This is a genomic window from Burkholderia sp. Bp9015, from assembly GCF_003853505.1.
GTDB lineage: Bacteria > Pseudomonadota > Gammaproteobacteria > Burkholderiales > Burkholderiaceae > Burkholderia.
In genome coordinates this window covers 174,641-199,839 of the sequence record NZ_QTPZ01000012.1, presented here as the reverse complement: position 1 = coordinate 199,839, position 25,199 = coordinate 174,641, and the positions used below count along the sequence as shown (strand labels likewise).

Annotated in this window: 24 protein-coding genes, 1 rRNA gene and 1 pseudogene; 14 read left to right on the top strand and 12 right to left on the bottom strand. The window is 64.1% G+C overall.

Annotation, left to right across the window (positions count from 1 at the left end; translation table 11 throughout):
- Window positions 1-193 precede the first annotated feature (193 nt).
- Window positions 194-306: ribosomal RNA gene (rrf, locus tag DIE12_RS15710) — 5S ribosomal RNA — on the top strand.
- A 248-nt stretch (window positions 307-554) separates the two neighbouring features.
- Here rrf and DIE12_RS15705 read toward each other — a convergent pair.
- Window positions 555-800, bottom strand: a complete 246-nt coding sequence (locus DIE12_RS15705) for a SymE family type I addiction module toxin (RefSeq protein ID WP_124521010.1) — start codon at window positions 798-800, stop codon at window positions 555-557.
- 237 nt (window positions 801-1,037) lie between these two features.
- A complete protein-coding gene (locus DIE12_RS15700) occupies window positions 1,038-3,323 on the bottom strand; it encodes a DUF2357 domain-containing protein (protein WP_124521008.1) in 2,286 nt (761 codons plus the stop codon).
- A 51-nt stretch (window positions 3,324-3,374) separates the two neighbouring features.
- Here DIE12_RS15700 and DIE12_RS15695 point away from each other — a divergent pair.
- Window positions 3,375-4,049: pseudogene (locus DIE12_RS15695) on the top strand (IS3 family transposase); the annotation flags it as partial.
- Window positions 4,050-4,128: 79 nt separating this feature from the next.
- Here DIE12_RS15695 and gyrB read toward each other — a convergent pair.
- The 3 genes from gyrB to dnaA all read right to left on the bottom strand — a co-directional run bounded on the left by gyrB (window position 4,129) and on the right by dnaA (window position 9,664).
- Complete coding sequence (gyrB, locus tag DIE12_RS15690; RefSeq protein ID WP_124520607.1) at window positions 4,129-6,603, bottom strand: DNA topoisomerase (ATP-hydrolyzing) subunit B; 2,475 nt, start codon at window positions 6,601-6,603, stop codon at window positions 4,129-4,131.
- A 191-nt stretch (window positions 6,604-6,794) separates the two neighbouring features.
- Window positions 6,795-7,901, bottom strand: a complete 1,107-nt coding sequence (gene dnaN, locus DIE12_RS15685; protein WP_006756934.1) for a DNA polymerase III subunit beta — start codon at window positions 7,899-7,901, stop codon at window positions 6,795-6,797.
- Between the two features lie 170 nt (window positions 7,902-8,071).
- Window positions 8,072-9,664 carry a chromosomal replication initiator protein DnaA gene (gene dnaA, locus DIE12_RS15680; RefSeq protein WP_221623843.1) on the bottom strand — a complete coding sequence of 531 codons (1,593 nt, stop codon included), beginning with the start codon at window positions 9,662-9,664 and terminating at the stop codon, window positions 8,072-8,074.
- 421 nt (window positions 9,665-10,085) lie between these two features.
- On the opposite strand from dnaA, the gene rpmH reads away from it, so the two are divergent.
- The 4 genes from rpmH to yidC all read left to right on the top strand — a co-directional run bounded on the left by rpmH (window position 10,086) and on the right by yidC (window position 12,706).
- Window positions 10,086-10,220, top strand: a complete 135-nt coding sequence (rpmH, locus tag DIE12_RS15675; RefSeq protein WP_004198824.1) for a 50S ribosomal protein L34 — start codon at window positions 10,086-10,088, stop codon at window positions 10,218-10,220.
- Between the two features lie 15 nt (window positions 10,221-10,235).
- Window positions 10,236-10,697 (top strand): ribonuclease P protein component, encoded by a 462-nt coding sequence (rnpA, locus tag DIE12_RS15670; RefSeq protein WP_069746674.1) that lies wholly within the window; start codon window positions 10,236-10,238, stop codon window positions 10,695-10,697.
- Between the two features lie 75 nt (window positions 10,698-10,772).
- Window positions 10,773-11,039: a membrane protein insertion efficiency factor YidD gene (yidD, locus tag DIE12_RS15665; RefSeq protein ID WP_006750110.1), complete on the top strand. Its 267-nt coding sequence runs from the start codon at window positions 10,773-10,775 to the stop codon at window positions 11,037-11,039.
- A gap of 8 nt (window positions 11,040-11,047) precedes the next feature.
- Complete coding sequence (yidC, locus tag DIE12_RS15660) at window positions 11,048-12,706, top strand: membrane protein insertase YidC (protein ID WP_124520590.1); 1,659 nt, start codon at window positions 11,048-11,050, stop codon at window positions 12,704-12,706.
- A gap of 121 nt (window positions 12,707-12,827) precedes the next feature.
- Here the strand turns inward: yidC and DIE12_RS15655 are convergent, their stop codons facing one another.
- On the bottom strand, window positions 12,828-13,265 hold the full coding sequence (locus tag DIE12_RS15655; RefSeq protein WP_124486743.1) for a helix-turn-helix domain-containing protein: 438 nt from the start codon (window positions 13,263-13,265) through the stop codon (window positions 12,828-12,830).
- Window positions 13,266-13,602: 337 nt separating this feature from the next.
- Between DIE12_RS15655 and mnmE the strand changes: the two genes are divergently transcribed.
- Window positions 13,603-14,997 carry a tRNA uridine-5-carboxymethylaminomethyl(34) synthesis GTPase MnmE gene (gene mnmE, locus DIE12_RS15650; RefSeq protein WP_124520589.1) on the top strand — a complete coding sequence of 465 codons (1,395 nt, stop codon included), beginning with the start codon at window positions 13,603-13,605 and terminating at the stop codon, window positions 14,995-14,997.
- A gap of 105 nt (window positions 14,998-15,102) precedes the next feature.
- On the opposite strand, the gene DIE12_RS38630 is transcribed toward mnmE, so the two are convergent.
- The 4 genes from DIE12_RS38630 to DIE12_RS38080 form a co-directional block, all read right to left on the bottom strand.
- Window positions 15,103-15,237 carry a hypothetical protein gene (locus DIE12_RS38630; protein ID WP_257773917.1) on the bottom strand — a complete coding sequence of 45 codons (135 nt, stop codon included), beginning with the start codon at window positions 15,235-15,237 and terminating at the stop codon, window positions 15,103-15,105.
- Between the two features lie 149 nt (window positions 15,238-15,386).
- Window positions 15,387-16,745 (bottom strand): sensor domain-containing diguanylate cyclase, encoded by a 1,359-nt coding sequence (locus DIE12_RS15645; RefSeq protein ID WP_124520582.1) that lies wholly within the window; start codon window positions 16,743-16,745, stop codon window positions 15,387-15,389.
- 110 nt (window positions 16,746-16,855) lie between these two features.
- Window positions 16,856-17,104, bottom strand: a complete 249-nt coding sequence (locus DIE12_RS15640; RefSeq protein WP_006756942.1) for a DUF2795 domain-containing protein — start codon at window positions 17,102-17,104, stop codon at window positions 16,856-16,858.
- A gap of 123 nt (window positions 17,105-17,227) precedes the next feature.
- Window positions 17,228-17,398, bottom strand: coding sequence for a hypothetical protein (locus tag DIE12_RS38080; RefSeq protein ID WP_044848668.1), 171 nt, complete (start codon window positions 17,396-17,398; stop codon window positions 17,228-17,230).
- A gap of 152 nt (window positions 17,399-17,550) precedes the next feature.
- Here DIE12_RS38080 and speG point away from each other — a divergent pair, with 152 nt between their 5' ends.
- The 3 genes from speG (at window position 17,551) to DIE12_RS15625 (ending at window position 19,663) form a co-directional block, all read left to right on the top strand.
- Window positions 17,551-18,093, top strand: a complete 543-nt coding sequence (speG, locus tag DIE12_RS15635; protein ID WP_124520581.1) for a spermidine N1-acetyltransferase — start codon at window positions 17,551-17,553, stop codon at window positions 18,091-18,093.
- Between the two features lie 490 nt (window positions 18,094-18,583).
- On the top strand, window positions 18,584-18,931 hold the full coding sequence (gene sap1 / locus DIE12_RS15630; protein ID WP_044848669.1) for a surface attachment protein Sap1: 348 nt from the start codon (window positions 18,584-18,586) through the stop codon (window positions 18,929-18,931).
- Window positions 18,932-19,108: 177 nt separating this feature from the next.
- Window positions 19,109-19,663 (top strand): YaeQ family protein, encoded by a 555-nt coding sequence (locus tag DIE12_RS15625; RefSeq protein ID WP_124486733.1) that lies wholly within the window; start codon window positions 19,109-19,111, stop codon window positions 19,661-19,663.
- Window positions 19,664-19,678: 15 nt separating this feature from the next.
- Here DIE12_RS15625 and DIE12_RS15620 read toward each other — a convergent pair whose 3' ends face one another.
- Window positions 19,679-20,092, bottom strand: a complete 414-nt coding sequence (locus DIE12_RS15620; protein ID WP_124520580.1) for a VOC family protein — start codon at window positions 20,090-20,092, stop codon at window positions 19,679-19,681.
- A gap of 428 nt (window positions 20,093-20,520) precedes the next feature.
- On the opposite strand from DIE12_RS15620, the gene ada reads away from it, so the two are divergent.
- The 4 genes from ada to gshA all read left to right on the top strand — a co-directional run bounded on the left by ada (window position 20,521) and on the right by gshA (window position 24,675).
- The gene (gene ada / locus DIE12_RS15610; RefSeq protein WP_044847321.1) at window positions 20,521-21,612 is read left to right on the top strand and encodes a bifunctional DNA-binding transcriptional regulator/O6-methylguanine-DNA methyltransferase Ada; all 1,092 of its coding nucleotides are present in this window, start codon (window positions 20,521-20,523) and stop codon (window positions 21,610-21,612) included.
- Window positions 21,609-22,583, top strand: a complete 975-nt coding sequence (locus DIE12_RS15605; RefSeq protein WP_124520579.1) for a DNA-3-methyladenine glycosylase — start codon at window positions 21,609-21,611, stop codon at window positions 22,581-22,583. The genes ada and DIE12_RS15605 overlap by 4 nt, the downstream gene beginning before the upstream one ends.
- A gap of 256 nt (window positions 22,584-22,839) precedes the next feature.
- On the top strand, window positions 22,840-22,965 hold the full coding sequence (locus DIE12_RS38625; RefSeq protein ID WP_260426209.1) for a hypothetical protein: 126 nt from the start codon (window positions 22,840-22,842) through the stop codon (window positions 22,963-22,965).
- A gap of 96 nt (window positions 22,966-23,061) precedes the next feature.
- Window positions 23,062-24,675: a glutamate--cysteine ligase gene (gene gshA / locus DIE12_RS15600; protein ID WP_185500353.1), complete on the top strand. Its 1,614-nt coding sequence runs from the start codon at window positions 23,062-23,064 to the stop codon at window positions 24,673-24,675.
- An 83-nt stretch (window positions 24,676-24,758) separates the two neighbouring features.
- Here gshA and DIE12_RS15595 read toward each other — a convergent pair whose 3' ends face one another.
- Window positions 24,759-25,070 carry a DUF4148 domain-containing protein gene (locus DIE12_RS15595; RefSeq protein WP_124520577.1) on the bottom strand — a complete coding sequence of 104 codons (312 nt, stop codon included), beginning with the start codon at window positions 25,068-25,070 and terminating at the stop codon, window positions 24,759-24,761.
- Between the last annotated feature and the right edge of the window lie 129 nt (window positions 25,071-25,199).

The following is a 25,199-nucleotide window of genomic DNA, read 5'->3' as shown; positions in this document are numbered from 1 at the left end:
TCAGGTGTGTAAGCGCAGTAATGCGTTCAGCTAACTGATACTAATTGCCCGTAAGGCTTGATCCTATAACAAGTCTGTTTCGCGCTACAGAGCGCGTCGGACGGTTGAATTCTCGTGTGTGATACACACAACTCAAAATTACTGCTTCTTCCCAGATTGGTCGCGTTGCCAAGCAACGTGACAACCCTCTTTGCCTGATGACCATAGCGAGTCGGTCCCACCCCTTCCCATCCCGAACAGGACCGTGAAACGACTCTACGCCGATGATAGTGCGGATTCCCGTGTGAAAGTAGGTAATCGTCAGGCTCCCTAAGCCAGAAACCCCCGCCCGAAAAGGCGGGGGTTTTTGCATTTGCACGACCGAAATGCACGGTACGCCTGGCATGGGTTGCAGCTCGTGCTGAAAGACTACACGGCAGCGGGCCTGAGTGGCCGGCCCGCTGCGATTGCAGCACGATCGTCGCTTGTCACAGTTACTAACGGTGCGGAGTATCGGGCACCGAGCTACCTAGACGGATGGTGACTTGCGACGCCCACCATGGGCAATGCGCCGCTCACATCGGCGTGATGATGAGTCGCTGGTGCTCGACAGTAATCCGGACGCGTTCTCCCGCCTCGAATCCGGCATCCTCAAGCCATACTCCAGCCAACTTGATCCACGGGTAATACGTTGTGTTCAGTTTCCGGTGTGCTCTGATGGCACGGAGGACTCTAGTCAAGGAGTGATGGCGTGCTGACTCTTGAATCTTGACGAAGCGTTCCGTTACGACGGGGCGTGACTTATGATTGGCGTTAGCCATTTCCGACTCCTGTTGCGAGTTGGTTGTGGTCAGCGGGTCGTGTGGGTGGCAGCCCATGCGGCCCGCGCTTTTTCGCGGTGATGCCGTTTGAGTCTACCTAACTGGGCATCTCGAAATATGGAGAATTCGAGGGATGGCCAACCGGCATAGCTTCTTGAGTTTTTTGCCGCAGGAAATTACGGCGTAGGCGCTGCCAGGCTTGATCGTGATGGCCGGGGGAGTGGTTGACGTGAACGACTACGTCCCGCCGGCAAGCGACAGAATTTCACTCCACCGAACGCTGATGGGTTCGCCATACTCTAGCCCTAGATTTTTGACATAGGTATCGATCGAATGTGGCGAAAGACTTTGAAGCCACTGATCATGAGCGAGCCACTGAATCTGCACACACCAGTAGTTTCCGCGAGGTACTGGATAACCAGATTCGCTCATCCCGGCTTCTGAGATCTTCTCTGCACCGGAAACGATGCGAGTCAACGCCACTTCCTGTGTCGACGGGCAGTAAAGAAGTAGAAGCTGGCTACTTAGTAAGGCTGCGCCAGCGTGAACACCACCGCGACGACCTTCAGCTCGTACGTTGTACGACCTCCGTTCTTGAATCCAGCTCCAGTGTTCGGGGCTCTTCACGAAACCCAGAAGGACGCTTGCCTCTGGCGACGGTGAAGTGAGTGCTTGGGTCGATCGCCCACGAAGTGATGTGTCATAGGCTTCGCTCAGCCAGTACCGGCCGCGCTCATGTCTGGTCAAACGCGTTGCTACGTGATCGAGCACGTCACTGATAAAACGTTGTAGCGCGGATGTGCCGCTCGCAATACCAGTATCTGTTGGCCGCAACACGAATGCCCCCAGTCCTGGCAGAAGTTCGTGATATTCCGGATATCTGAGCCCATCTCCTTCATCGTCGCCACCTGGATACAGAACATATGCCCCGGCGGTCCGATGGATAGCATCGCGGTATGCGTGCATCTTCAGTAGGTCATCGCGGAGCGGGCCGCCGCGCTGCAAGCGTGTCGGCGATTCGGAACCGACGGCGTTTTCCTCTTCATTGTCGGCGCCGAAAATTTCTCGAACGAAATCGATCCGATACTTAGCGTCGAAATGGAGCACAATTGGCTCAAAAGGTGACTGTTCGTCGTCGGCCGGGCTGATCAACAACGAATAGTCCGGCCGCATAGGTCTCGTCCATGATGCAATACCTGCTGAACCTCGCCGATAGGTCCGATTGAAGCAGAGCTCCACTCGCATGCGTCGCTCAAGGCGGTTAACCTCTCCGGCTAGAACAGTTTCTACGCCGGTACGGATGCCGACAGTTAATCCGTCGGATCGGGTCTGTACCAACGGGCTCAAGTCGAATGAGTGGCCAACAAGATTGGCCACCACCTGTGATAGCTGAACGAATGCCCAGTACTCGTAAAGTGTCGCGACGTCGCGCTGACCGGCACCGTAGACGTCGGGCGACGACTGCCAAGAGAGACGCGCCGCAAACTCCGTTTCCACGTAGGCCTTAAAGATATCCCGATAGCCTTCGCGCTTCTGGAGCACCTGATTGTCAGCAGGAAATCTCGTGAGTCGTCCAACGTCGGTAAACACGTCGTGATGTAGCACTTCTTCTAACTGAGACGTTACAACCGAAATTTCCCGCCGTCCGCGCGTTGTCGCTGGTGTCGCTTGGATCTTGGAAAGACCTCGATCGATGTCTCCGAGTATCCGAAGCCAATGCTCCAGGGCAAATTTAACGAAGCGATTTGGGACGGTGTCGTGCGTCGCTTCGGTCTGCGCAAGCTCGAAGTAGGACGGGACGGACTTGAGCGCCCCGTCAGGCCAAGCCGACCGGGATCCGCCCTTGGCGAATTGCCGAAGGACATGTGAGTCCGCTCGTATACCTGCACCAGCACGCACCATTTCGTTTGTTGTTTCCCACGCGGTGTGCGGACGACGAGTGATTTCGTGAAGTGCTCCTTGGAAGTTTTCGCTTTCGAACAAGGCGCGCAGAAACGTGAAGCGTTGATAGAGCGTGACGGCATCGCGGGTGTCGTCGAGTTCGAAGCTTGCATCGCTCACCGCAAAGCGGTCCATCACGAGCTCGGTCATTCGCTCGGCGATATCGCGCAGCATCCAGCGATACTCGGAGAGGTATGAGAGTTTGCGGGATCGGACTTCGAGCTCCAACTGGCCGAGTGTGCTGATGTCGGTACGTAGCACAACACGTATGGTGCCAGTCGAGAGCCCTGGACGTAGGCGACCCGACGTACCATACACGGTATCGGGTTGAAATACTTCTTCGGGATCGGCGAACAGCGGACTATCGCCCGGGCCGATGATCTCCCAGGTATACCGATATTCCGTACCCTCCAAGAGCTCGACCGTACCCGCAGAGCCGTTTTCCGTGCCGGCGCCGTCTAAGCTCCAAAGCGTTGCACGAGGAGCCCCAGAGCGACGAGGTAACACCGCAACGTGTAACTTTGCAGTGATGTTCCCCGTCGAATCGCGAAGGGGGGCAATAGCTTCTGAAACAGCGAGCACGGCTTATTCCGTAAAGCTAGCGAATTGATTGGCGCGCAGGCTGCGGAGCATGCGCTCCGCGTGTACGTGATGCTTCGCCGGGACGGCTGGCGAGACAACCATAAACGCGTCGAACGCGTGTGTATCGGGAACTGGGGCTTTTGTTGTGCCACAAACGACCTCACGCAACAAATCGGCTCGGCGCAGGCAGCCCAAACAGTCCGTCAATGCAGTCAATGAGGTCTGGAGTATGGATTGTGTGGCGGAAGCGCTGTTCGACGGCCGTCGGTTACGCACGCTCACGATCGCGGACAACTACACGCGGGAATGTCTGGCCATAGAGGTCGACGGCTCATTGCGTGGCGAGCACGTTGTCGCCGCGCCAACTTGGCTTGCGCAGCATCGTCCGCTTCCCCGCTATATCAAAAGGCAGACAATGGCAGCGAATTGATTTCGAAGGCGCTCGACAAATGGGCGTACGAGAATGGCGTGGAGATTGACTTCTCGCCTCCTGGCAAGCCGACCGAAAATGCGAAGAATGAATCCTTTAACGGACGCTTTCGGGAGGAATGCCTCAACGCACACTGGTTCTTGTCGCTTGAGGACGCCAGACGCAAAATCGAAACCTGGCGCGAGTACTATAACGAGGCGCGCTCTCACTCTGCACTGCAGTGGATGACACCGGCGGAATTCGCCCGCCAGTGCACCGATCGGGCCGATTCGGCCTTTTGTGCCTCGATAGGCTAATCACAGAAACTTAGTCGCACAGTTGCAAACATATGGCGCCAGTCACACTTACTCTGGCGCCCCACGGCTGGCAGGGCGTTCAAACGTCAATATTCCCCGCCCGCAACGCATTCGACTCGATAAACGCCCGCCGCGGCTCGACATCATCCCCCATGAGGGTAGTAAAGATCCCATCCGCAGCGATCGCATCTTCGATCTGCACACGCAGCAACCGCCGCACTGCCGGATCCATCGTCGTTTCCCACAGCTGCTCGGGGTTCATCTCGCCGAGCCCCTTATAGCGTTGTTTGGAGACGTTGCGTTCAGCATCGGCCAGCAGCCACTTCATCGCGCTCTTGAAGTCCGCCACGGCCATGCTGCGCTCACCGCGCTTGATGACCGCGCCTTCCCCAATCAGCCCCTTGAACGTATTCGCGGTGGTCACGAGCTGCTGATAATCCGCCGTGTGCTGGAATTCCTGGTCGATGACCGAAACCCGCACGTTGCCGTGATGGGTACGTTCGACATGCAGCGACCGCTGTTCGCGAACCGGGTCATACGAAGGCACGACACGAACTTCGTTCTTCAGCGCTTCATCATGCAACGCAGCGTGCAGCGCTTTAGCCGAAGCCTCAGTCGAAGTCTCAGTGGAAAGATCGATCACCACCCCATCCATGACCGCTTCCAGCGCAGCCGGGTCATACAACCGGCTCAACCGCTCGATCACGCTTTGCGACAGCAGATACGACCGTGCCAACTCCCCAAGCGCATCACCCGAAATCGCCGCAGCATTCTCACCCGGCACCAGCTCCGACCCTTGCAGCGCCAACCGCAGCATATGCGCGTTGAGCTCCACGTCGTCCTTCAGATACCGCTCGTCCTTGCCCGCCTTGATTTTGTAAAGCGGCGGCTGCGCGATATACACGTACCCGCGCTCGATCATGTCCGGCATCTGGCGATACAGGAACGTGAGCAGCAGCGTCCGGATGTGCGCCCCGTCGACGTCCGCGTCGGTCATGATGATGATGCGGTGATAACGCAGCTTCTCGAGGTTGTAATCTTCCTTGCCGATCCCGCACCCGAGCGCGGTCACGAGCGTGACGATCTGTTCCGACGACAGCAGCTTGTCGTAGCGTGCCTTTTCGACGTTCAGCACCTTGCCGCGCAGCGGCAGGATCGCCTGGAACTTGCGATCACGCCCTTGCTTCGCCGAGCCACCTGCCGAGTCACCCTCGACGATGTAGATTTCGCACTTCGCCGGGTCTTTCTCCTGGCAGTCCGCGAGCTTGCCCGGCAGGCCAACGCCATCGAGCACGCCCTTACGGCGCGTCATCTCGCGTGCCTTCCGCGCTGCATCACGTGCGCGAGCAGCCTCAACAATCTTCCCGCAGATGATCTTCGCGTCGATCGGCGTTTCGAGCAGGAACTCTTCCAGCGCCTTCGCCACAACCTCTTCAACCGGCGCACGAACCTCGGAAGAAACCAGCTTGTCCTTCGTCTGCGAGCTGAACTTCGGCTCCGGCACCTTCACGGACAGCACGCACGACAGCCCTTCGCGCATGTCGTCGCCGGTCGTCTCGACCTTCGCCTTCTTCGCGATTTCGTTGTCGGTGATGTACTTGTTGATGACGCGCGTCATCGCGGCCCGCAGGCCGGTCAGGTGCGTGCCGCCGTCGCGCTGCGGAATGTTGTTCGTGAAGCACAGCACGTTTTCGTTGTAGCTGTCGTTCCACTGCATCGCGACTTCGACGCCCACGCCATCCTTCTCGCCGTTGGCGAAGAACACCGTCGGGTGCAGGTTGGTCTTCGTCTTGTTGATGAACTCGACGAAGCCCTTCACACCGCCGGCGAACGCGAAATCGTCTTCCTTGCCCGAGCGCAGGTCCGTGAGACGAATCCGCACGCCGTTGTTCAGGAACGAGAGTTCACGCATCCGCTTCGCGAGGATGTCGTAGTGATACTCGACCGTGCCGAAAATGGTCGGATCGGCCATGAAGTGCACTTCGGTGCCGCGGTTCTCGGTGTCGCCGGTGATCAGCATCGGCGAAACTTCCACGCCGTCCACCGTCTCGAGCACGCGCTCCTGCGCGACGCCGCGATGGAACTCCATGAAATGCTTCTTGCCGTTCCGGCGCACGGTGAGGCGCAGCCAGCTCGACAGCGCGTTCACGCACGACACGCCCACGCCGTGCAGGCCGCCCGACACCTTGTAGCTGTTCTGGTCGAACTTGCCGCCGGCGTGCAGCTCGGTCATCACGATTTCAGCCGCACTGCGCTTCGGTTCGTGCTTGTCGTTCATCTTCACGTCGGTCGGAATCCCGCGGCCGTTGTCGGTCACGGAAATCGAGTTGTCGGCGTGAATCGTCACGTGGATGTCGTTGCAGTACCCGGCCAACGCTTCGTCGATCGAGTTGTCGAGCACCTCGAACACGAGGTGGTGCAGACCGGTGCCGTCAGACGTGTCGCCGATGTACATCCCGGGGCGCTTGCGCACCGCTTCCAGACCTTCGAGGATCTGGATCGACGAGGCGCCGTAGCTGCTGTTATCGGGTTGCGAATTGTGCTGTTCACTCATGGATATCTTCCGGTTCTGCGAGGCCACTCAGGTGGCGGCGCGGTGCGTTTCAGCGAGAAATCGCCGGGCCGCTCCAGTTTCCTGGCCCGCCCGAAGTGCCGAAAAGGCACTAAAAGGGCGGGTTGTCGGTTCGCCATAAAAACGCCAAAGGGGCTTGCCGCCCCCTGGTGTGTGTCGCGATGTCGTGCGCGTCAGATGCGCATCGGCATCACGACATACTTGAACTCGTCGTTCTCGGGCACGGTAATCAGCGCGCTCGAGCTGGCGTCGCCGAGGCTCACCTGCACGGTGTCGACCTTCAGGTTCGCGAGCACGTCGAGCAGATACGTGACGTTGAAGCCGATGTCGACGGTATCGCCCTGGTAGGCGATTTCGAGTTCTTCCTGCGCCTCTTCCTGATCGGCGTTGGTCGACATGATCTTCAGCTGGCCCGGTGCGATGATGCAGCGCACGCCCTTGAACTTGTCCGAGGTCAGGATCGCCGCGCGCTGCAGCGAACGCTGCAGTTCTTCACGGCCGATCTCGAACGTGTTCTTGTGCGCCTTCGGGATCACGCGCTGGAAGTCGGGGAACTTGCCCTCGACGAGTTTCGACACGAGCTCGACCTGGCCGAACGTGAACTTGGCCTGGGTTTGCGCGATGTCGATGGTGACGGTGTCGTCGATGTCTTCGAGCAGGCGCTGCAGCTCGAGAATCGTCTTGCGCGGCACGATGACTTCCTGGCGGCCGAACGTGCCGCCTTCGAGCTTCATCGACGAGAACGCGAGGCGGTGGCCGTCGGTGGCCACGGCCATCAGCTGGTCGCCGTCGACGACGAGCAGCATGCCGTTCAGGTAGTAGCGGATGTCCTGCTGCGCCATCGCGAAGTGAACCATGCCGAGCAGCTGGCGGAACGACTTCTGCGGGACGGTGAGCGTGGCGCCGAAATCCTTCGCCTGCGCGACGGTCGGGAACTCGTCGGCCGCGAGCGTCTGCAGTGCGAAGCGGCTCTTGCCCGATTGAACGGTGAGGCGCTTGTCGGCGAGCGACAGCGTGACCTGGCCGTCAGGCATCGCGCGCAGGATGTCGAGCAGCTTGCGCGCGGCGACGGTGGTCGCGACCTGGTCGCCGCCGACGCCGAAATCGGCGCGCGTGGTGATCTGCAGCTCCAGGTCGGTCGACAGGAACGAAACGTCCGGGCCGTTCTTGGTGATCAGCAGGTTGGCGAGGATCGGCAACGTATGGCGGCGTTCGACGATGCCGCTGACCGTTTGCAGCGGCCTGAGGAGTGTGTCTCGTTCGGTCTTGACCAGTTGCATAGAGTTCCTTCGTTGAGTAACGGCCTGCAGCGCAGCAGCCTCGCAGCGCCCCGCCGGCCGGGCTCTTGGCCCGCCACCACCGGGGCGGTCAAACCAGTATTGTGCCTCAAAACCGAACCGCCCCCCTTAAATTGGGGCGGAGGCCGAATTATCAAGCGCGGTGCGCGCGCTCAGCCCTTCAGCGTCTGTTCCAGCACGTGCAGCTCATGGTTGAGCTGCGCGTCCTTGCTGCGCTCGTCGGCGATCTTGCGCACCGCGTGCAGCACGGTAGTGTGATCGCGCCCGCCGAACAGCTCGCCGATTTCCGGCAGGCTCTTCTGCGTGAGTTCCTTCGCGAGATACATCGCAATCTGCCGCGGCCGCGCGATGTTCGCGGGGCGCTTCTTCGAATACATGTCGGCGACCTTGATGTTGTAGAAGTCGGCGACGGTCTTCTGGATGTTCTCGACCGAAATCTGCCGGTTCTGCACGGTCAGCAGGTCCTTCAGCGCTTCCTTGGTCAGCTCGATCGAGATCTCGCGGCCGTGGAACTTCGAATACGCGAGGATCTTGCGCAGCGCGCCTTCGAGTTCGCGCACGTTCGAGCGCAGGTGCTTCGCGACGAAGAACGCGACGTCTTCCGACAGGTTCACGCCTTCCGACTGCGCCTTGCGCATCAGGATCGCGACGCGCATTTCCAGCTCGGGCGGCTCGATCGCGACGGTGAGGCCCGAGTCGAAGCGCGAGATCAGGCGATCGTCGATGCCCGAGATTTCCTTCGGATACGTGTCGCTGGTGATGATCACCTGCGCCTTGTTCGCGACCAGCGCCTCGAACGCGTAGAAGAATTCCTCTTGCGTGCGCGACTTGCCGGAGAAGAACTGGATATCGTCGATCAGCAGCAGGTCGAGTGAGTGGTAGTAGCGCTTGAAGTCGTCGAACGCCTTGCGCTGGTACGCCTTCACCACGTCGGACACGTACTGTTCCGCATGGATGTAGCGGATCCGCGCGCCGGCCTTGTCGAGCAGCAGCTGGTTGCCGATCGCGTGGATCAGGTGGGTCTTGCCGAGGCCGACGCCGCCGTACAGGAACAGCGGGTTGTACGAGATGCCCGGGTTGTCCGCGACCTGGATCGCGGCGGCGCGCGCGAGCTGGTTCGCCTTACCGGTCACGAAGTTGTCGAACGTGAGCACGGGGTTCAGCTTCGAGCGCTCGTACATCGAATCGGCTTCGCCGCCGTTCGCGGGTGCCGCACCGGGGCCCGGACGCCACGTGCGGCGGCCGGCCGCCGCTTCGTGCGCGGGCAGGCTCGGCAGGTCGATGTCGGCGTCGTCGGCGTTCAGGTGATGCGCGGCGGCAGCCGATGGCGTCATCGGCACGTCGGCCGGCGCGCTCGGTGCGGCCGATGCATTCGCGGTCAGATTGGCGGCGATCGCGGCCACCGTGGCGGCCGTGGCGGCCGGGCCGCTCGGTGCGAGCGGCGCACGCGGCGCGGCTGCGCCCGGTGCGGCGCTGGCCGCTGCACTGCGCATGCCTGCCTTCGGATCGAGGACGAACTGGACTTCGATCGGCGCATTCCAGAAATCTCGGGCCAGATCTGAGATCCGTCCCGAAAACTGGCTCTTGACCCAGTCCAGCTTGAAGCGGTTCGGCGCGGCGATGGACAGCGTGTTCGCCGACGCATCGAAGGCCACCGGGGCCAAGGGTTTGATCCACGTCACGTACTGCTGGGGCGTCAGCTCGCGCTCCAGCAGTGCGGAACAGTGTTGCCAGAAATCGTTCATCAAGTAACTGTCGTTTTTTGCGTGCACAGCGCGGCTCGCCGGCGCCCTTGTCGCGGTTGCGCAACAAGGCCCGAAGCGGTCGTGCGAGCGTGCCTCGGACGCCTGCGTCACAGTGTTGGAGGGGCAGGCGCGGGCCGAGGCGGCGTGCGGGATTCTTGGAGATAAGGCGAGATTCTACCGCCAAACGCGGCCACAGCGCGAGTTATCCACAGGCCGGGATTGTGGGTCGCGGGGCCGGATCGGCGCGGGCCGGCACAGGCGAGCGACTCCTAAAGTATTGACCGTCAAGAGAAAAACGGTTTAAATAGCGGGTTCCGCGAAAACCAATCCTGTATTCCCGGCGATTGCGTTCGCCCGAATGCCTCCGGTTAAGGGCACGCGGTCCCCTGAATTTCGACATTCTCGAACAAGTGAGAACATCATGAAACGTACTTACCAACCGTCCGTGACGCGCCGCAAGCGCACCCATGGCTTCCGTGTCCGCATGAAGACGGCAGGTGGCCGCAAGGTCATCAACGCTCGCCGCGCGAAGGGCCGCAAGCGCCTCGCCATCTAAGGCAGGTTGCGCGCTGTGTCCGCCGTCCGCAGTCCTGCGGAAGGTGCCGTCGAGCCGGGTGCGAATCCGTCGCAGACGAAAGCCGCCTTCCCGAAAGCTGCGCGACTTCTGAAAACGGATGAATTTTCATCCGTTTTTCGTTTGCGCCCCTGGCGGCGCTCCGCGCACTTCGTGATCTACGGCAAGCCGACCGGTCAGCCCGCGCGTCTGGGGCTCGTCGTCGGCAAGAAGTATGCGCCGCGTGCAGTAACACGTAACCTCGTGAAGCGGCTGGCGCGCGACGCGTTTCGCCTGCGCCGGACCGAATTCGCCGGTTACGACCTGCTGCTGCGGCAGCACACGCGCTTCGACAAGAAAGCGCTGCCGAGCGCGGCTTCCGCCCCGCTCGCGGCGATGTGCGCGGCCGAGATCCGCGAACTGCTCGACAGGGCAGTCCGGGAAATCGCCCGCCGGGCGTCGAAGCCCGCGTCCGAGTGACGCATCCGTGTCCGGTGCGGCGTTCGCGCCTGCCCGGCCGGTTTTGACGCGGCGTCTTACGGCGCCGCCCAAGGTATGGAAACGGTATTGATCGCCTTGCTGCGCTTCTACAAGGTTGCCGTGAGCCCGATGCTCGGCAACCGTTGCCGTTTTTATCCTTCCTGTTCGGATTACGCGCGCGAGGCAATCCAGTATCATGGCGCCGCGCGCGGCACGTATCTCGCCGTCAGGCGCGTGTGCCGATGCCATCCGTTTTCCGCGGGCGGCATCGACCTCGTCCCGCCGCCCAACTCCGACACTCGCGCTCGCGGCGAAGCCGACGCGCGGTCCCATCGACTCTGAGACAACGCATGGATATCAAACGCACCGTCCTATGGGTGATCTTCTTCATGTCAGCTGTCATGCTGTACGACAACTGGCAGCGCGACCATGGACGCCCGTCGATGTTCTTCCCGAGCGCCACGCAAACGGCCCCCGCGGCTGCGGGCGGTGCATCGGGCACGGGCGCGACGACGACGACCGTAGGTGACGCACCTGCCGCAGCCGCAGGCACCGCACCGTCGACGACGGCACCGGCCGCGCAGGCGCAGCTCGTGAAGTTCTCGACCGACGTGTATGACGGCGAAATCGACACGCGCGGCGGCACGCTCGCGAAGCTGACGCTGAAGAAGCAGGGCGACGGCAAGCAGCCCGACCTGTACATCACGCTGTTCGACCATACGGCCGGCCACACGTATCTCGCGCGCTCGGGCCTGCTCGGCGGCGACTTCCCGAACCACAACGACGTCTACACGCAGGTCAACGCGGGCCCGACGTCGCTGACGGGCGACCAGAACACGCTGAAGCTGTCGTTCGAATCGCCGGTGAAGGGCGGCGTGAAGGTCGTGAAGACCTACACGTTCACGCGCGGCAGCTACGTGATCGGCGTCGACACGAAGATCGACAACGTCGGCACGGCACCGGTCACGCCGACGGTCTACATGGAACTGGTGCGCGACAACACGGCCGTCGAAACGCCGATGTTCTCGCATACGTTCCTCGGGCCGGCGGTCTACACGGACGCGAAGCACTTCCAGAAGATCGACTTCAGCGACCTCGACAAGAACAAGGCGAACTTCGAGAAGTCCTCCGACAACGGCTGGGTCGCGATGGTGCAGCACTACTTCGCGTCGGCCTGGATTCCGCAGCAGGGCGCGAAGCGCGACATCTACGCTGAAAAGATCGATCCGGCGCTGTACCGCGTCGGCGTGAAGCAGCCGGTCGCCGCGATCGCGCCGGGCCAGTCGGCCGACGTGCAGGCGCGCCTGTTCGCCGGTCCGGAAGAAGAGCGCATGCTCGAGGGCGTCGCGCCGGGCCTGGAACTCGTGAAGGACTACGGCTGGGTGACGATCATCGCGAAGCCGCTGTTCTGGCTGCTCGAGAAGATCCACGGCTTCGTCGGCAACTGGGGCTGGGCGATCGTGCTGCTGACGGTGCTGATCAAGGCGGTGTTCTTCCCGCTGTCGGCTGCCAGCTACAAGTCGATGGCGCGCATGAAGGAAATCACGCCGCGCATGCAGGCGCTGCGCGAACGCTTCAAGAGCGATCCGCAGAAGATGAACGCCGCGCTGATGGAGCTGTACAAGACCGAGAAGGTCAATCCGTTCGGCGGCTGCCTGCCGGTCGTGATCCAGATCCCGGTGTTCATCTCGCTGTACTGGGTGCTGCTCGCGTCGGTCGAAATGCGCGGCGCGCCGTGGATTCTGTGGATTCACGACCTGTCGCAGCGCGACCCGTTCTTCATCCTGCCGGTGCTGATGGCCGTCTCGATGTTCGTGCAGACGAGCCTGAACCCGACGCCGCCGGACCCGGTCCAGGCGAAGATGATGAAGTTCATGCCGATCGCGTTCTCGGTGATGTTCTTCTTCTTCCCGGCAGGTCTCGTGCTGTACTACGTCGTGAACAACGTGCTGTCGATCGCGCAGCAGTACTACATCACGCGCAAGCTCGGCGGCGGCAAGAAGGCCTGACGCCCTTGGCACACGCGGGCGGCCAGCCGTCCGCGATGCACGTAAGAAAGCCGCATGGTTTCATCCATGCGGCTTTTTTGTTTCTGTCGCGTGGCGGCGCGGGGGCGTTGACCGCTGCCGTTCAGGCTTTCTTCGCTTCGATTTTCGTGTCGCCGCCGTAGAACTGCTCGATCAGTTCCTGAACGAGGTAACGCTGATGCGGCGGCAACGCCTCGATCTTCGACGCGAGTTCGATCGTCTCGGGTGTTGGCGGATAACGCTCGTCGCGCGGCAGCGGTTGCGGCGTCGTGTGTTCGGTCACGCTCGGCGACGGGCCGTAATGCAGCCAATGCAGTTCGACGCGCAACCAGTCGGCGAGCGTTTCGAGTTTGTCCGGCGTCGGAATCGTGCGGCCCGTCAGCCATTTGTGCGCGGTTTGCGGCGAAACCGGCTGCGCACCGCGGTGACGCAGATTGAACCGGTTCGCGAGTTCCGTCGCGCCGGTGACCTTGTCCGGGCTGCGCCGCAAGGCGAATTTCAGGCGTTCCGAGAACGCTGCTTTTTCTTCGGGTGTCGGCATGGGGGTGATTGTGCAATTCCGCCGACACGTCTCAGACAACCATATAGGCTAAACATAGCCTATACGGACGAATCCCAACCTGCCGTGGACCGTGCGGCGGAATTGGGGCCGCAGTGTCGGACCGTTCGGAAAGGCATACTCGTCCGAAATGGACAGGACGTGATTGTCCGGCATTGATACTCGACTTATCCCCGTCGGGATAAATTCGGGTAAGTTCGACGCCGATCAGGCGTCCGGTGGCGTGCGGGCCGGCAGGCTACAATGCCGGCGTCCCGATGCCCGAACTGTTGTGCGGGCGCACCACTGACGCTCTGTTCACCCGATTCATCCGATTCCCATGCTCGCTACCGATTCCGATCCGATCGTCGCCATTGCCACTGCTGCCGGCCGGGGGGGCATCGGCGTCGTCCGCGTGTCGTTCGGGCGCGGCGGCGAGGCGGCCGCGCTGCCGCTGATCGACGCGTTGTGCGGGCAGCGGCTCGCGCCGCGCCATGCGAGCTATGTGCCGTTCCTCGACGCGCACGGCGCGCCGCTCGACCGCGGAATCGCGCTGTATTTCCCCGCGCCGCATTCGTACACCGGCGAGCACGTGCTCGAGTTGCAGGGGCACGGCGGGCCGATCGTGATGCAGCTGCTGCTGCAGCGTTGCCTCGATGCGGGGCGCGGCTTCGGGTTGCGGCTCGCGGAACCGGGCGAGTTCACGCGGCGCGCGTTTCTGAACGACAAGCTCGACCTCGCGCAGGCCGAGGCGGTGGCCGACCTGATCGAGGCGAGTACTGAAGCGGCGGCGCGCTCGGCCGGGCGCTCGCTCGACGGCGCGTTCTCGCGGCAGATCCACGCGCTCGTCGAGGATGTGATCACGCTGCGGATGCTGGTCGAGGCGACGCTCGATTTCCCGGAAGAGGAAATCGACTTCCTGGAAGCGGCCGATGCGCGCGGCAAGCTCGCGAGGATCCGCGAGCAACTGGCGCACGTGCTCGGTGACGCGCGGCAGGGCGCGCTGCTGCGTGAAGGGTTGTCGGTCGTGCTCGCGGGGCAGCCGAACGTCGGCAAGTCGTCGCTGCTGAATGCGCTCGCCGGCGCGGAGCTGGCGATCGTTACGCCGATCGCGGGCACGACGCGCGACAAGGTCGCGCAGACGATCCAGGTCGAAGGGATTCCGCTGCACATCATCGATACGGCCGGGCTGCGCGAGACGGAGGACGAAGTCGAGCGGATCGGGATTGCGCGCACGTGGAGCGAGATCGAGCGCGCCGACGTCGTGCTGCATCTGCTCGATTCGCGCACGGGGATGACGGCGGACGACGAGACGATCGCGGCACGGTTCCCGGATGGCGTGCCGGTGGTGCGGGTGTTGAACAAGACGGACCTCACCGGCGTGCCGGCGTGCGTCGAGCATCCGGCGGCCGAAGGCGACCTGACCGAGGTGCATCTGTCGGCCAAGCGCGGCGACGGCATCGACATGTTGCGCGCGGAACTGCTGCGGATCGCGGGGTGGCAGGCGGGGGCGGAAGGCGTTTATCTGGCGCGCGAGCGGCACTTGATTGCGCTGCGGGCTGCGCAGGAGCATCTGGCGCAGGCGGCGGATCACGCCGAGCAGCGCGCGCAATCGCTCGATCTGTTTGCGGAGGAACTGCGGCTCGCGCAGGAGCAACTCAATGCGATTACCGGGGAGTTCACTTCGGATGATCTGCTGGGCGTGATTTTCAGCAGGTTTTGTATTGGCAAGTAGGCGGGCATTTCAACGGAACACCGGCGCTTCGAATTCCCGTCCCCAGCGATCCGGATCAATGGACTGATCCGGACTGCGTCGTCGCGACAGCCGGGGTGCAATGCATCAATCCCAATGCCGATGATGATGGTGGTAATACCCGCCATCACCGTAATACCCATACCCGCCACCATCCGGCACCACGATGCAGCCGCTCAACAGCACGGCGACACCGGCAATCAGCAAAAGGGTTTTCTTCATCACGCTCACCTGCTCGGATTCGACATGAACCCAGCATAGCGAGCGCCTTCAACACCGGCTGTAAGCGATCGTTTCCCTGTGCGGCAATCCGTAACGGCGGATTATTCCGGTCACAATGACCGTAACAAATCCCCAATCCGCAGACGTTTTCACGCCGCCACGACGCGGTTTCTCCCCGCATCCTTCGCACGATACAGCGCGGCATCGGCGGCTTCGATCAACGCATCGGGCGTCGACAGGTCGTCGGCCGACACGGTCGCGCAGCCGACGCTGACGCTCACGCGCCCGGCCGGCGACCCGGGCATCGCGAGATCGATCCGCAGCACCGCTTCGCGCGCTTCCTCGGCAACGACCCGTGCCCCGCGCGCACCGGTGTTCGGCAGCACGATGGCAAACTCCTCGCCGCCGTAGCGCGCGACGATATCGGCCGGCCGCCGCACCGCGCCGGCCAGCGCATTCGCGACCGCGATCAGGCACGCATCGCCCTTCACGTGACCGAACGCGTCGTTGTACGCCTTGAAGTGATCGACGTCGACCATCAGCAGCGACAGCGGCTCGCCTTGCCGCCGCGCCTGCAGGAACAACGTGTGGAAGTGATCGTTGAAGTGGCTGCGATTGAACGCGCCGGTCAGCCCGTCGCGCGCGGACGAACGAACCAGCGTCGCGTGCGCCTCGAACAGCTGCTGATACAGCTTCGTCACTTCCCAGGCGAGCACGCACACCAGCACGCCCGGCGTGAACATGCTGAACACGCGTGCGAGATACCAGCCGACCGTGAAGCGGCTCGTGGTCAGCAGGTTCAGCGTCGTATCGGTGAGGCAGGCGAGCACCGCGATCGCGAGCCACAGGTCGAGCGTCGTGCGCAGTCGGCCGGAAGCCAGCACGGCGACGAGCGCGAGCGCATTGAGCAGCCACACGACCAGCGCGATCCCGTCGACGGGCAGCGCGGCTGCATCGCCCGGCGGATGGAACGCGGGCGGCAGGGCGACGTTCAGCGCGAGCACGCACAGCAGCGCGGCCGCGACGGCCGGGCCGCCGACCAGCGCGAAGGTCCACAGGCGCGTCTGCGCCGCGCCGACCGGCGCATGCGTGAGCCGCTCGCGCGCGAGCAGCGCGGCCATCACGAAGCACGGAAAGCCGGCGTGCCAGAAGACCCACATCCACGCGGCGCTTTGCGGACGCGCGCCGAGCAGGCCTTGCGGCGCGAACACGCCGGGGAAGGTGAGCAGCTGCAGCGCGACGGCGAGTGCGGTGAACGCATAGGCGCCGCCGAGCGCACCGAGCACGGGCTGGCGCGTGACGGTGAACTGCGCGCCGAGGAAGAAGGCGGCGATGCTCGCGGTGGTGAACACGGTCAGCGCGCACATCGGCATGAACGGCTCGACGGCCGGCAGCGTGACGTTTGCGTGCGGCACGGCGATCGCCAGCGCGAGCATGATGACGAGTGCCGTGAGCGCGCCGAACCAAAGCTGACGACGCGTCGTATGCTGGATCAGGATGCCTTCCATGGATTCCCCCGGGCACTCGTGCGGTCACGCCCGGTCTTGGCGCCGGGCAGCATGCATCCGGCCGCAGCGCAACCGGTGCGGCCCGATCCTATCGCGTTATTGGCGTGCGCTCAAATACCGAGGCCGGGGCCGAAGTTGCCTGCGACCCAGCGCGTGACGGCATCGACGTCCGCGTAGTCCTGTTCGGGCAGGCCGTCGAGCATCGACAGCACTTCGTTACTGGCGCCGGCGTCGCGTGCGGCGTCGACGATCGCATCCTTGTTGGCCGGGTAACGGACGGCCGCCAGCACGTCGGCAATCTGCAGGTCGATCGCTTCGCCGGGGATATCGTGCGGAGGGAGAGCGGGTTTGTCGTTCACGGCGGCGGCTCGCTGGTTGGACGGGATTCGGTTCGACGCGGTTCGTGGCGGAAAGCGGTTGCACCGTTTGCACCGTGTGCAGCGCCCCGCCCGCGCGGGTGCGCTGCGGGGATGGCGATCGGCTCAGTGTCCGCGCCGCACCCGGCGCCACGGATGTTTCCAGTCGATATGCGGTGCATTTTCGTCGCGCGGATGCTGGCGCCGATGTTCCTGCCACAGTTCGTCGGAGAACAGCGCAGCCACGATCATGAGTGGCAGCACGAGGAAGATGCCGAGTATGACTTGCTCGATCACGATAGCCTCCTTGCGGTGGCAGGAACCCTTGTGTCCATTCTAGGCTCTGACCTTCGCCCGCGGTCAACTTCTTACAGCGCGGAACGCGCCCCGTTCGCGGCGCCGCCGCACGGGTGTTTCATGCGCGCGCGGGCATCAAAAAGGACACGAACATGCAACTCCAGAACGACAAGCACACGCTTGCACTACGGCCGCTGGAGCGCCAGGACCTGCGCTTCGTTCACGAGCTGAACAACGACGCGAAGATCATGCGCTACTGGTTCGAGGAGCCGTACGAAACCTTCTCCGAGCTGTCGCAACTGTATGACCGTCACGTGCACGACCAGCGCGAGCGCCGCTTCGTCGCGGTCGATCCGCAGGACGAGCTGGTCGGCCTCGTCGAGCTGATTGAGCTCGACTACATTCACCGTCGCGGCGAATTCCAGATCATCATCGCGCCCCAATGCCAGGGGCGCGGCTATGCGGGGCAGGCGACGCGCCTCGCGATCGAATATGCGTTCAAGGTGCTGAACATGCGCAAGCTGTACCTGATCGTCGACACGTCGAATGCGGCGGCCATCCACGTGTACGAGAAATGCGGATTCCAGCACGAGGCGGAATTGAAGGAAGAATTTTTCGGAAACGGCGCGTATCACAACGCTTATCGCATGTGCATTTTCCAGCGCGATTATTTCGAGCGTCCGCAAGCGATCTAAATAAGGTGGGGTAAAAATACTGGCGAACGCCCGCTGCGGCTCCGCTGCAGCGGGCGCCAAGCCTGCCCGGAAAAATACGGGTAAATACGAGTGCGCTTATACCTGGCATTTTTCTTGTATCAGGTAAATCCGGTGCCGCACTGCGGTAAATTCAGATCATTTCGGATGACTTTATGTGCAACGCATCAAAACGGTCCCGCTATTGAAATGAATTATCCAAACCGTTCAGCCGATGGACTGTAGTTTCTCCGAAAGGCTTGCCGGATGAGGCTTTGCTTCCGGCGGCGCGGGCGAATCCGCCGGACGGCAGACGCCGCAGCAAGTGAAAAACCGGGCGCGCGCAGGGTGCGACAATTCGCCGCTATTGCGATCGCACAACAAATGTGCTTGATATCGCTTGCCGGTCTTCTAAAGTGAAAAACGCGGGTTCACGATCACCTTTAAACACATAGCTAACCGAGCCTGGTGCCCGCAAGCCTGGAGACAGAACATGATGAAGCGTACCGGTGTCCTTTTTGCCCTCGTCGGCGCATTTTCCGTGGTGTCGATCGCCCAGGCGGGCGGCGATGCGGCTGTCCAGCCGAAGCAGGAAATCCAGCTGACGAAGAATGCGTGGGGCTGTCTGTCGAAAGACAATCTGGACTCCGTACTGAGTCACGAACGTGACGGCAAGTCGCAGGCGAAGCAGCAGTACTTCGACGACTACCGTTGCCTGTCGGTGCCGGAAGGCCAGCGCTTCCGCGTGGTGTCGGTCGATCAGGGCGACGTCCAGTTCGTCAGCGCCGACAACAGCGACCAGCAGGGCCTCTGGACCGATTCGCGCTTCGTCAAGCAGTAACCCGCACGCGCACCTCTCGCCCCCGCGCGCCTGCCGCAACCGCCGGCGGCGCGACCCGAACGCGGCCCGGCCGATGCCGGGCCGTCGTGCTGTGGCGCGCCCGTCACGCGCCGGGCGGCGCGCATTCGGTATCATCACGGCCCGACCGAACCGAATGCCCGCCCGGGCCGTATCCGCATGGCGCTGAAATCCACGATCTACAAAGCCGAGCTGCAAATCGCCGACATGGATCGGCACTACTACGCCGATCACGCGCTGACGGTCGCCCGTCACCCGTCCGAAACCGACGACCGGATGATGGTGCGCATCGTCGCGTTCGCGCTGTTCGCGCACGAGCGTCTCGAATTCTGCAAGGGGCTGTCGGACGTCGACGAGCCCGATCTGTGGCAGAAGGACCTGACGGGGGCGATCGACGTATGGATCGAGGCCGGCCAGCCCGACGAACGGCGCATCTCGAAGGCGGCCGGCCGCGCCGGGCAGGTCACGGTGATCGCGTACGGCGGCAAGACCTCGGATATCTGGTGGCAGGGCGTGCGCAGCAAGGTGGAGCGGCTGCGCAACGTGCAGGTGCTGTCGCTGGCCGATGGCGTCGCGGCCGCGCTCGGGCGTCTCGCCGAGCGCACGATGCGCCTGCAGTGCACGGTGCAGGACGGCGCCGCCTGGATCTCGAGCGCCGACCACGATCCGGTGGCGGTCGAATGGACGGTGCTGAAGCCGTTCGCCGACGCTTGACCGCCGGCGCGCCGCTCAGCCGAACGCGGCGGGCGGCCCCTTGAATTCCAGCATGTTCCCTTCGGGATCGAACAGATAGATCGACGGCCCGTAGCCGCCGGCGCCGTAGCGATCGGCGGGGGCGCCGGGGCGCGCGCCATGCGCGGCGAAATGCTCGATCAGCGCGTCGGCGTCGAACGGCTCGACGCGCAGGCACAGATGGTCGAGGTTGCGGCCGGTGCCGGGCGGGCCGCTGTCGGGACGATCGATCGGGCCGCCGACCGCCAGCAGGTCGATCAGCGCGTCGCCGGCGCGCAACTGCACGAGGCCCAGGTCGGGCTGTTCCTTCTCCACGTGGCAGCCGACGGCATCGCAGTAAAAGCGCGTCATCGCAGCCATGTCGGTCACGCGCAGCACGACGTGATCGATCGCGCGGATGGTCGGTTTCATGAGCGGGGCACTCCTTCGGATGGCGTGCACCGAGTGTAGACCGCGCCGGCTAAGGATGCCGCAATGCTGCACGATCGACGGACGAAAAAAAGCCCGTTCACGCAGAGCGGAACGGGCTTAATCCATATCAGGAGGAGACATGGAGGAGACAGTTCCAACTATACACACGGCGATGGTGCGTTGCAATATTCCGAGTGTAAAAAATGGTCAGGACGGCGATTGGTCGCAGCCGCACTGCAGCAAAAGGGTGACGCGCCGATGACGAAAGCGGTGCCGGAGCAGCGCTTTGCGCGGTGTTTCGTCCGATTGATCGATTGCGATGTGCCCCCGGTTTCGCCGGTGCGAATCACAGAGCAAGATTCAGGGCGCGACGGCCCATGCCGATGTCTAGAGTAGGCACCATCTACACTAGAGAGTGCGAGGTTCAGATGAAAACCGCCTATCCGACCGACGATGCCCGCTGGGGCGCCGTGACCGCCCGCGACCCGCATGCGGACGGCGCGTTCTTCTACGCCGTGCGCACGACCGGTGTGTTCTGCCGCCCGAGCTGCGCGTCGCGGCTGCCGCGGCGCGAGCATGTGTCCTTCTTTGCCAGTCCGGCCGACGCGCGCGCGGCCGGTTTTCGTCCGTGCAAGCGCTGCCAGCCGGAAGGGCTGCCGCGCGAGCTCGAGATCGTCAATCGTGCCTGCGCGGTGCTCGACGCGCATGCGGAGCGGCTCACGCTGCAGCAACTGAGCGACGCCGTGCACGTAAGCCCGTTCCACCTGCAGCGGCTGTTCAAGCGCGTGGTCGGCGTGTCGCCGCGGCAGTACCAGGCCGCGCAGCGCGGCGCCGCCTTGCGCGAGGCGCTGCAAAGCGGGCAGCCGGTCACGCAGGCGGCCGTCGACGCGGGTTTCAACTCGCCGTCGCGGCTCTACGCATCGGTGCCGCGCGAACTGGGGATGGCGCCGTCCGCGTTCCGTCGCCAGGGCGCCGGCCTGCGGATCGACTACGCGACCGCGTCGACGCCGCTCGGCACGGTGCTCGTCGCCGCGACCGAACAGGGCATCTGCCGGATCGCGTTCGGCGACGAGCCTGCATCGCTCGTCGGCGAACTGACGGATGCGTTCGCGCGTGCCGAGCTGGTCGAATCGCCTTCGCGGCTCGCGCCGTTCGTCGCGCAGATCCGCGCCTACCTCGACGGCACGCGGCACGCGTTCGACCTGCCGCTCGACATCGCGCCGACCGCGTTCCAGCAGCGCGTCTGGGAAGCGTTGACGCACATCCCGTACGGCGAAACGCGCAGCTACTCGGAGATCGCCGAGGCACTGGGCGCGCCGCGTGCGGTGCGGGCCGTCGCATCGGCCTGCGCGTCGAACCCGGTCGCGCTCGCGATCCCGTGCCACCGTGTCGTGCAGAAGGGCGGCGCGCTCGCCGGATATCGCTGGGGCGTGCGCCGCAAGGCGACGCTGCTCGCGTCCGAGGCGCGCCATGCGCACGACGATGAAACCGAAGCCGTTGCGGAGGGCAACGCAGTTTGAGCATCGAAAAAAACACGATTACGTCGATCGCGGATGGCGGCCAGGTGCCGCCGTCCGCGCAGATGGAACTGCGCTTCAAGGCGCCGTACGACTGGGCGCGCGTGCTGCGCTTCTTCAGCGGACGGGCGATTCCGGGCGTCGAACAGGTCGTCGACGGCGTGTATCGCCGCATCGTCGACCTGCACGGCGACGCGGGCCGGCTCACCGTCACGAAGCATCCGCGCAGGCATTGCCTGATCGCGACGGTCGACGGGGCGGCCGCGCGGCATGTCGACGATGCATTCGCGCGCCGCGTCGCGTCGATGTTCGACCTCGGCGCCGATCCGGCCGCGATCGGGAGCGGGCTTGCACGCGATCCGTGGTTCGCGCCACTCGTCGATGCAGCCCCGGGGCTGCGCGTGCCGGGCGCATGGTCGGGATTCGAGCTCGCGGTGCGCGCGATCGTCGGCCAGCAGGTGAGCGTGAAGGCGGCGACGACGATCGTCGGCCGGCTCGTCCAGCGGGCCGGCGAGCGCGTCGCGCACGACGACGGCATGGCGGCGTCGGACGGCGTGCCCGCCTGGCGTTTCCCGACGCCGGACGCGCTCGCAGCCTGCGATCTGGAGAAGATCGGAATGCCCGGCAAGCGGGCCGCGGCGCTGACGGGCGTGGCGCGCGCGGTGGCGGCCGGCCACGCGCCGCTCGATCCCGCCCAGGCCGATCTCGCGACGCTGCGGAGCGCCTGGCTCGACCTGCCCGGCATCGGCCCGTGGACCGTCGAATACATCGCGATGCGTGCGTGGCGCGACCCGGACGCATGGCCGGCGTCCGATCTCGTGCTGATGCAGTCGATCACCGCGCGCGATCCGTCGCTCGACCGGCTCACGAGCCAGAAGCGCCGCACCGAAGGCTGGCGGCCGTGGCGCGCGTATGCGGCGCTGCATCTGTGGAACGACGTGGCCGACCGGGCCGGCGGCGCGCGCGGCGGATGACGGTCGCCGCGGCCGGCCGGCGGGTGCGCGGGGCAGGGCCGCGCTGCGACCCGCAAACGGCGCCGGGCCGGCAGCGATCGGTCGGTGGTGCTCACGGTTGCGACGCTTGACGGCGATCACCCCGTTCCGGCGGCCGTCATCCCCCGGCGTGCGGACGGCTCGAGCGTGACGGCGACGCATCGCGGGTTCGGCTGCGCGGGTTGCACCTGGCGGCGCCGTGGCGTGCACGGCTCATGTTACTTCCGACGAATTTCGCGTGATCGTCGCGTCCGGCGGTGCCGACGGACGGTCCGCCGCGCGCGCGGCGATCGTCGTCATCGGCCCGCCCGGCGGCCCGCCGCGGCGGGCGCGCACCACCCGGAGTCACCTCAAGCGCGCGTGACGGCGAGATGTTAAAGTGCCCGCTACCAACGAAGCGACCAATAATCCAGCCGGCCGCGCGGCATCCTGCGCGCGGCCGTCACGCACTTGCGTCTCCATGTCGAACACCATGACTCACCGCCAGTCCGAACTGCTGCTGAATCGTCTCGAAGCGCTGAGCTCGGGCCCGACGCGGCAGCATCTGCCCGACGGCCTGCGCGGCATCGAAAAGGAAAGCCTGCGCGTGACGCGCGACGGGATGATCGCGTTCACGCCGCATCCGCGCGCGCTCGGTTCGGCACTCACGCACCCGTCATTGACGACCGACTATTCCGAAGCGCTGATCGAACTGATCACGCCGGCGGAAGCCGACGCGTCGATCACGCTCGAACGCCTCGACGATCTGCACCGCTACGTGTATGCGTCGCTCGGCGACGAGATGCTGTGGAATAACTCGATGCCGGGCCAACTGCCGGCCGACGACGAAATCCCGATCGCCGACTACGGCACGTCGAACATCGGCCGCCTGAAGACGGTGTACCGGCGCGGCCTCGCGTATCGCTACGGCCGCACGATGCAGTGCATCGCCGGCATCCACTACAACTACTCGCTGCACGAGGAAGTGTGGCGGCGCCTGCATGCGGAAGAGGGCTCGACGGCCACGCTGGTCGACTACCAGTCCGAGCGTTATCTCGCGCAGATCCGCAACTTCCGCCGCCGCAGCTGGCTCTTGATGTACCTGTTCGGCGCGTCGCCCGCGCTTGACACGAAGTTCCTGCGCGGCAAGCCGCACAAGCTCGACACGTTCGACGCCGATACGCTGTACCGGCCATATGCGACGAGCCTGCGGATGAGCGACCTCGGTTACTCGAACACGACCGCGCAGGCCGCGCTGCAAGTCGACTACAACACGCTGCCCGGCTATCTCGACGCGCTGTCGAAGGCCGTGAGCGAGCCGTATCCGCCATACGAGGCGATCGGCACGCATCGCGACGGCGAGTGGATCCAGATCAACACGAACGTGCTGCAGATCGAGAACGAGTTCTACTCGACGATCCGGCCGAAGCGCGTCACGTATTCGGGCGAGCGCCCGCTGCATGCGCTCGCGTCGCGCGGCGTGCAGTACATCGAAGTACGCTGCCTCGACATCGATCCGTTCGAGCCGACCGGCATCGCGCTGGAGACCGCGCGCTTCATCGACGCATTCCTGCTCGCGTGCGCGCTCGACGAGAGCCCCGCGCTCGACTGCGACGCGTACAAGGAAGCGAACGCGAACTTCGGCAGCGTGACGATGGACGGGCGCAAGCCCGGGCTGACGCTGACGCGCGACGGCCAGCCGGTCACGCTGCAGGCGTGGGCGGACGACCTGATGACCGATATCGAAACCGTCGGGCGCCGTCTCGACGAGATCCGCGGTGGCGACGAGCATGTGCGTGCGATTGCCGCGCAGCGCGAGAAGCTCGCCGATCCGGAGCGCACGCCGTCGGCGCGCGTGCTGCGCACGATGCGCGAGAACGGGCAGTCGTTCCTCGCGTTCGCGTGCGCACACAGCGAAGCGCATGCCGCGCATTTGCGCGCGAACCCGCCGTCGGCGGAGACGATGCGCGCCGAGCAGGCGCTCGCCGCGAAGTCGCTGGCCGAGCAGGCCGAGCTGGAAACGAAGGAGGCCGGATCGTTCGACGCGTTCGTCGCGGCCTATCGTGCGTATACGCTGAACCGCTTCAGCGTTTGATGGCCGCTGCCCGCTGCCCGCTGCGCATTGCGCGGCGGGCAGGCCGGTTGCGCAGTCACGCGCCCGGCCCGGTTTCGTCCACTTCAGTGATGCGCGTACGTGTCGCGATCGACCACGTGCGGCAGTGCCGGTTTTCCTGATTCCACATTCGCATGGCCGTTGCTGCCGTAGCCGGCCGCGTCGCCGCGCGCCTGCGCGGCGCGCTGCATGACCGCCTGCATGTTTTGCGGAAAGTCCGGGCTGCTGGCGAGACTCGGCCGGTAGCCGGCGGCCTGCAGTTCCGCGAGTTCCTGGCGAACTTGCGCGCGCGTCAGCGTCGACGCTGCCTGGGCCTGGGCGGCGACAGCCGAGCCGATCAGCAGGAATGCGCACGCCGCAAGTTTTATGGTCTTCATCGTGTTTGCTCCGTGAGGTATCCGGCGCCGCGCCCTTCGTCGGCGCGGGCGGAATCGATGCAGCCAGTCTAGGCTTCGGACGCCAAACGAAACACCCCGCGTGCCGTCAGTCACCTTTGTCGCCTGAGC

Coding starts and splice junctions, on each gene's coding strand:
- DIE12_RS15705 (WP_124521010.1), bottom strand. CDS start 800: ATGGCTAACGCCAATCATAAGTCACGCCCCGTCGTAACGGAACGCTTC.
- gyrB (WP_124520607.1), bottom strand. CDS start 6,603: ATGAGTGAACAGCACAATTCGCAACCCGATAACAGCAGCTACGGCGCC.
- dnaN (WP_006756934.1), bottom strand. CDS start 7,901: ATGCAACTGGTCAAGACCGAACGAGACACACTCCTCAGGCCGCTGCAA.
- dnaA (WP_221623843.1), bottom strand. CDS start 9,664: ATGAACGATTTCTGGCAACACTGTTCCGCACTGCTGGAGCGCGAGCTG.
- rpmH (WP_004198824.1), top strand. CDS start 10,086: ATGAAACGTACTTACCAACCGTCCGTGACGCGCCGCAAGCGCACCCAT.
- yidD (WP_006750110.1), top strand. CDS start 10,773: ATGGAAACGGTATTGATCGCCTTGCTGCGCTTCTACAAGGTTGCCGTG.
- yidC (WP_124520590.1), top strand. CDS start 11,048: ATGGATATCAAACGCACCGTCCTATGGGTGATCTTCTTCATGTCAGCT.
- DIE12_RS15655 (WP_124486743.1), bottom strand. CDS start 13,265: ATGCCGACACCCGAAGAAAAAGCAGCGTTCTCGGAACGCCTGAAATTC.
- mnmE (WP_124520589.1), top strand. CDS start 13,603: ATGCTCGCTACCGATTCCGATCCGATCGTCGCCATTGCCACTGCTGCC.
- DIE12_RS38630 (WP_257773917.1), bottom strand. CDS start 15,237: ATGAAGAAAACCCTTTTGCTGATTGCCGGTGTCGCCGTGCTGTTGAGC.
- DIE12_RS15645 (WP_124520582.1), bottom strand. CDS start 16,745: ATGGAAGGCATCCTGATCCAGCATACGACGCGTCGTCAGCTTTGGTTC.
- speG (WP_124520581.1), top strand. CDS start 17,551: ATGCAACTCCAGAACGACAAGCACACGCTTGCACTACGGCCGCTGGAG.
- sap1 (WP_044848669.1), top strand. CDS start 18,584: ATGATGAAGCGTACCGGTGTCCTTTTTGCCCTCGTCGGCGCATTTTCC.
- DIE12_RS15625 (WP_124486733.1), top strand. CDS start 19,109: ATGGCGCTGAAATCCACGATCTACAAAGCCGAGCTGCAAATCGCCGAC.
- DIE12_RS15620 (WP_124520580.1), bottom strand. CDS start 20,092: ATGAAACCGACCATCCGCGCGATCGATCACGTCGTGCTGCGCGTGACC.
- ada (WP_044847321.1), top strand. CDS start 20,521: ATGAAAACCGCCTATCCGACCGACGATGCCCGCTGGGGCGCCGTGACC.
- gshA (WP_185500353.1), top strand. CDS start 23,062: ATGTCGAACACCATGACTCACCGCCAGTCCGAACTGCTGCTGAATCGT.
- DIE12_RS15595 (WP_124520577.1), bottom strand. CDS start 25,070: ATGAAGACCATAAAACTTGCGGCGTGCGCATTCCTGCTGATCGGCTCG.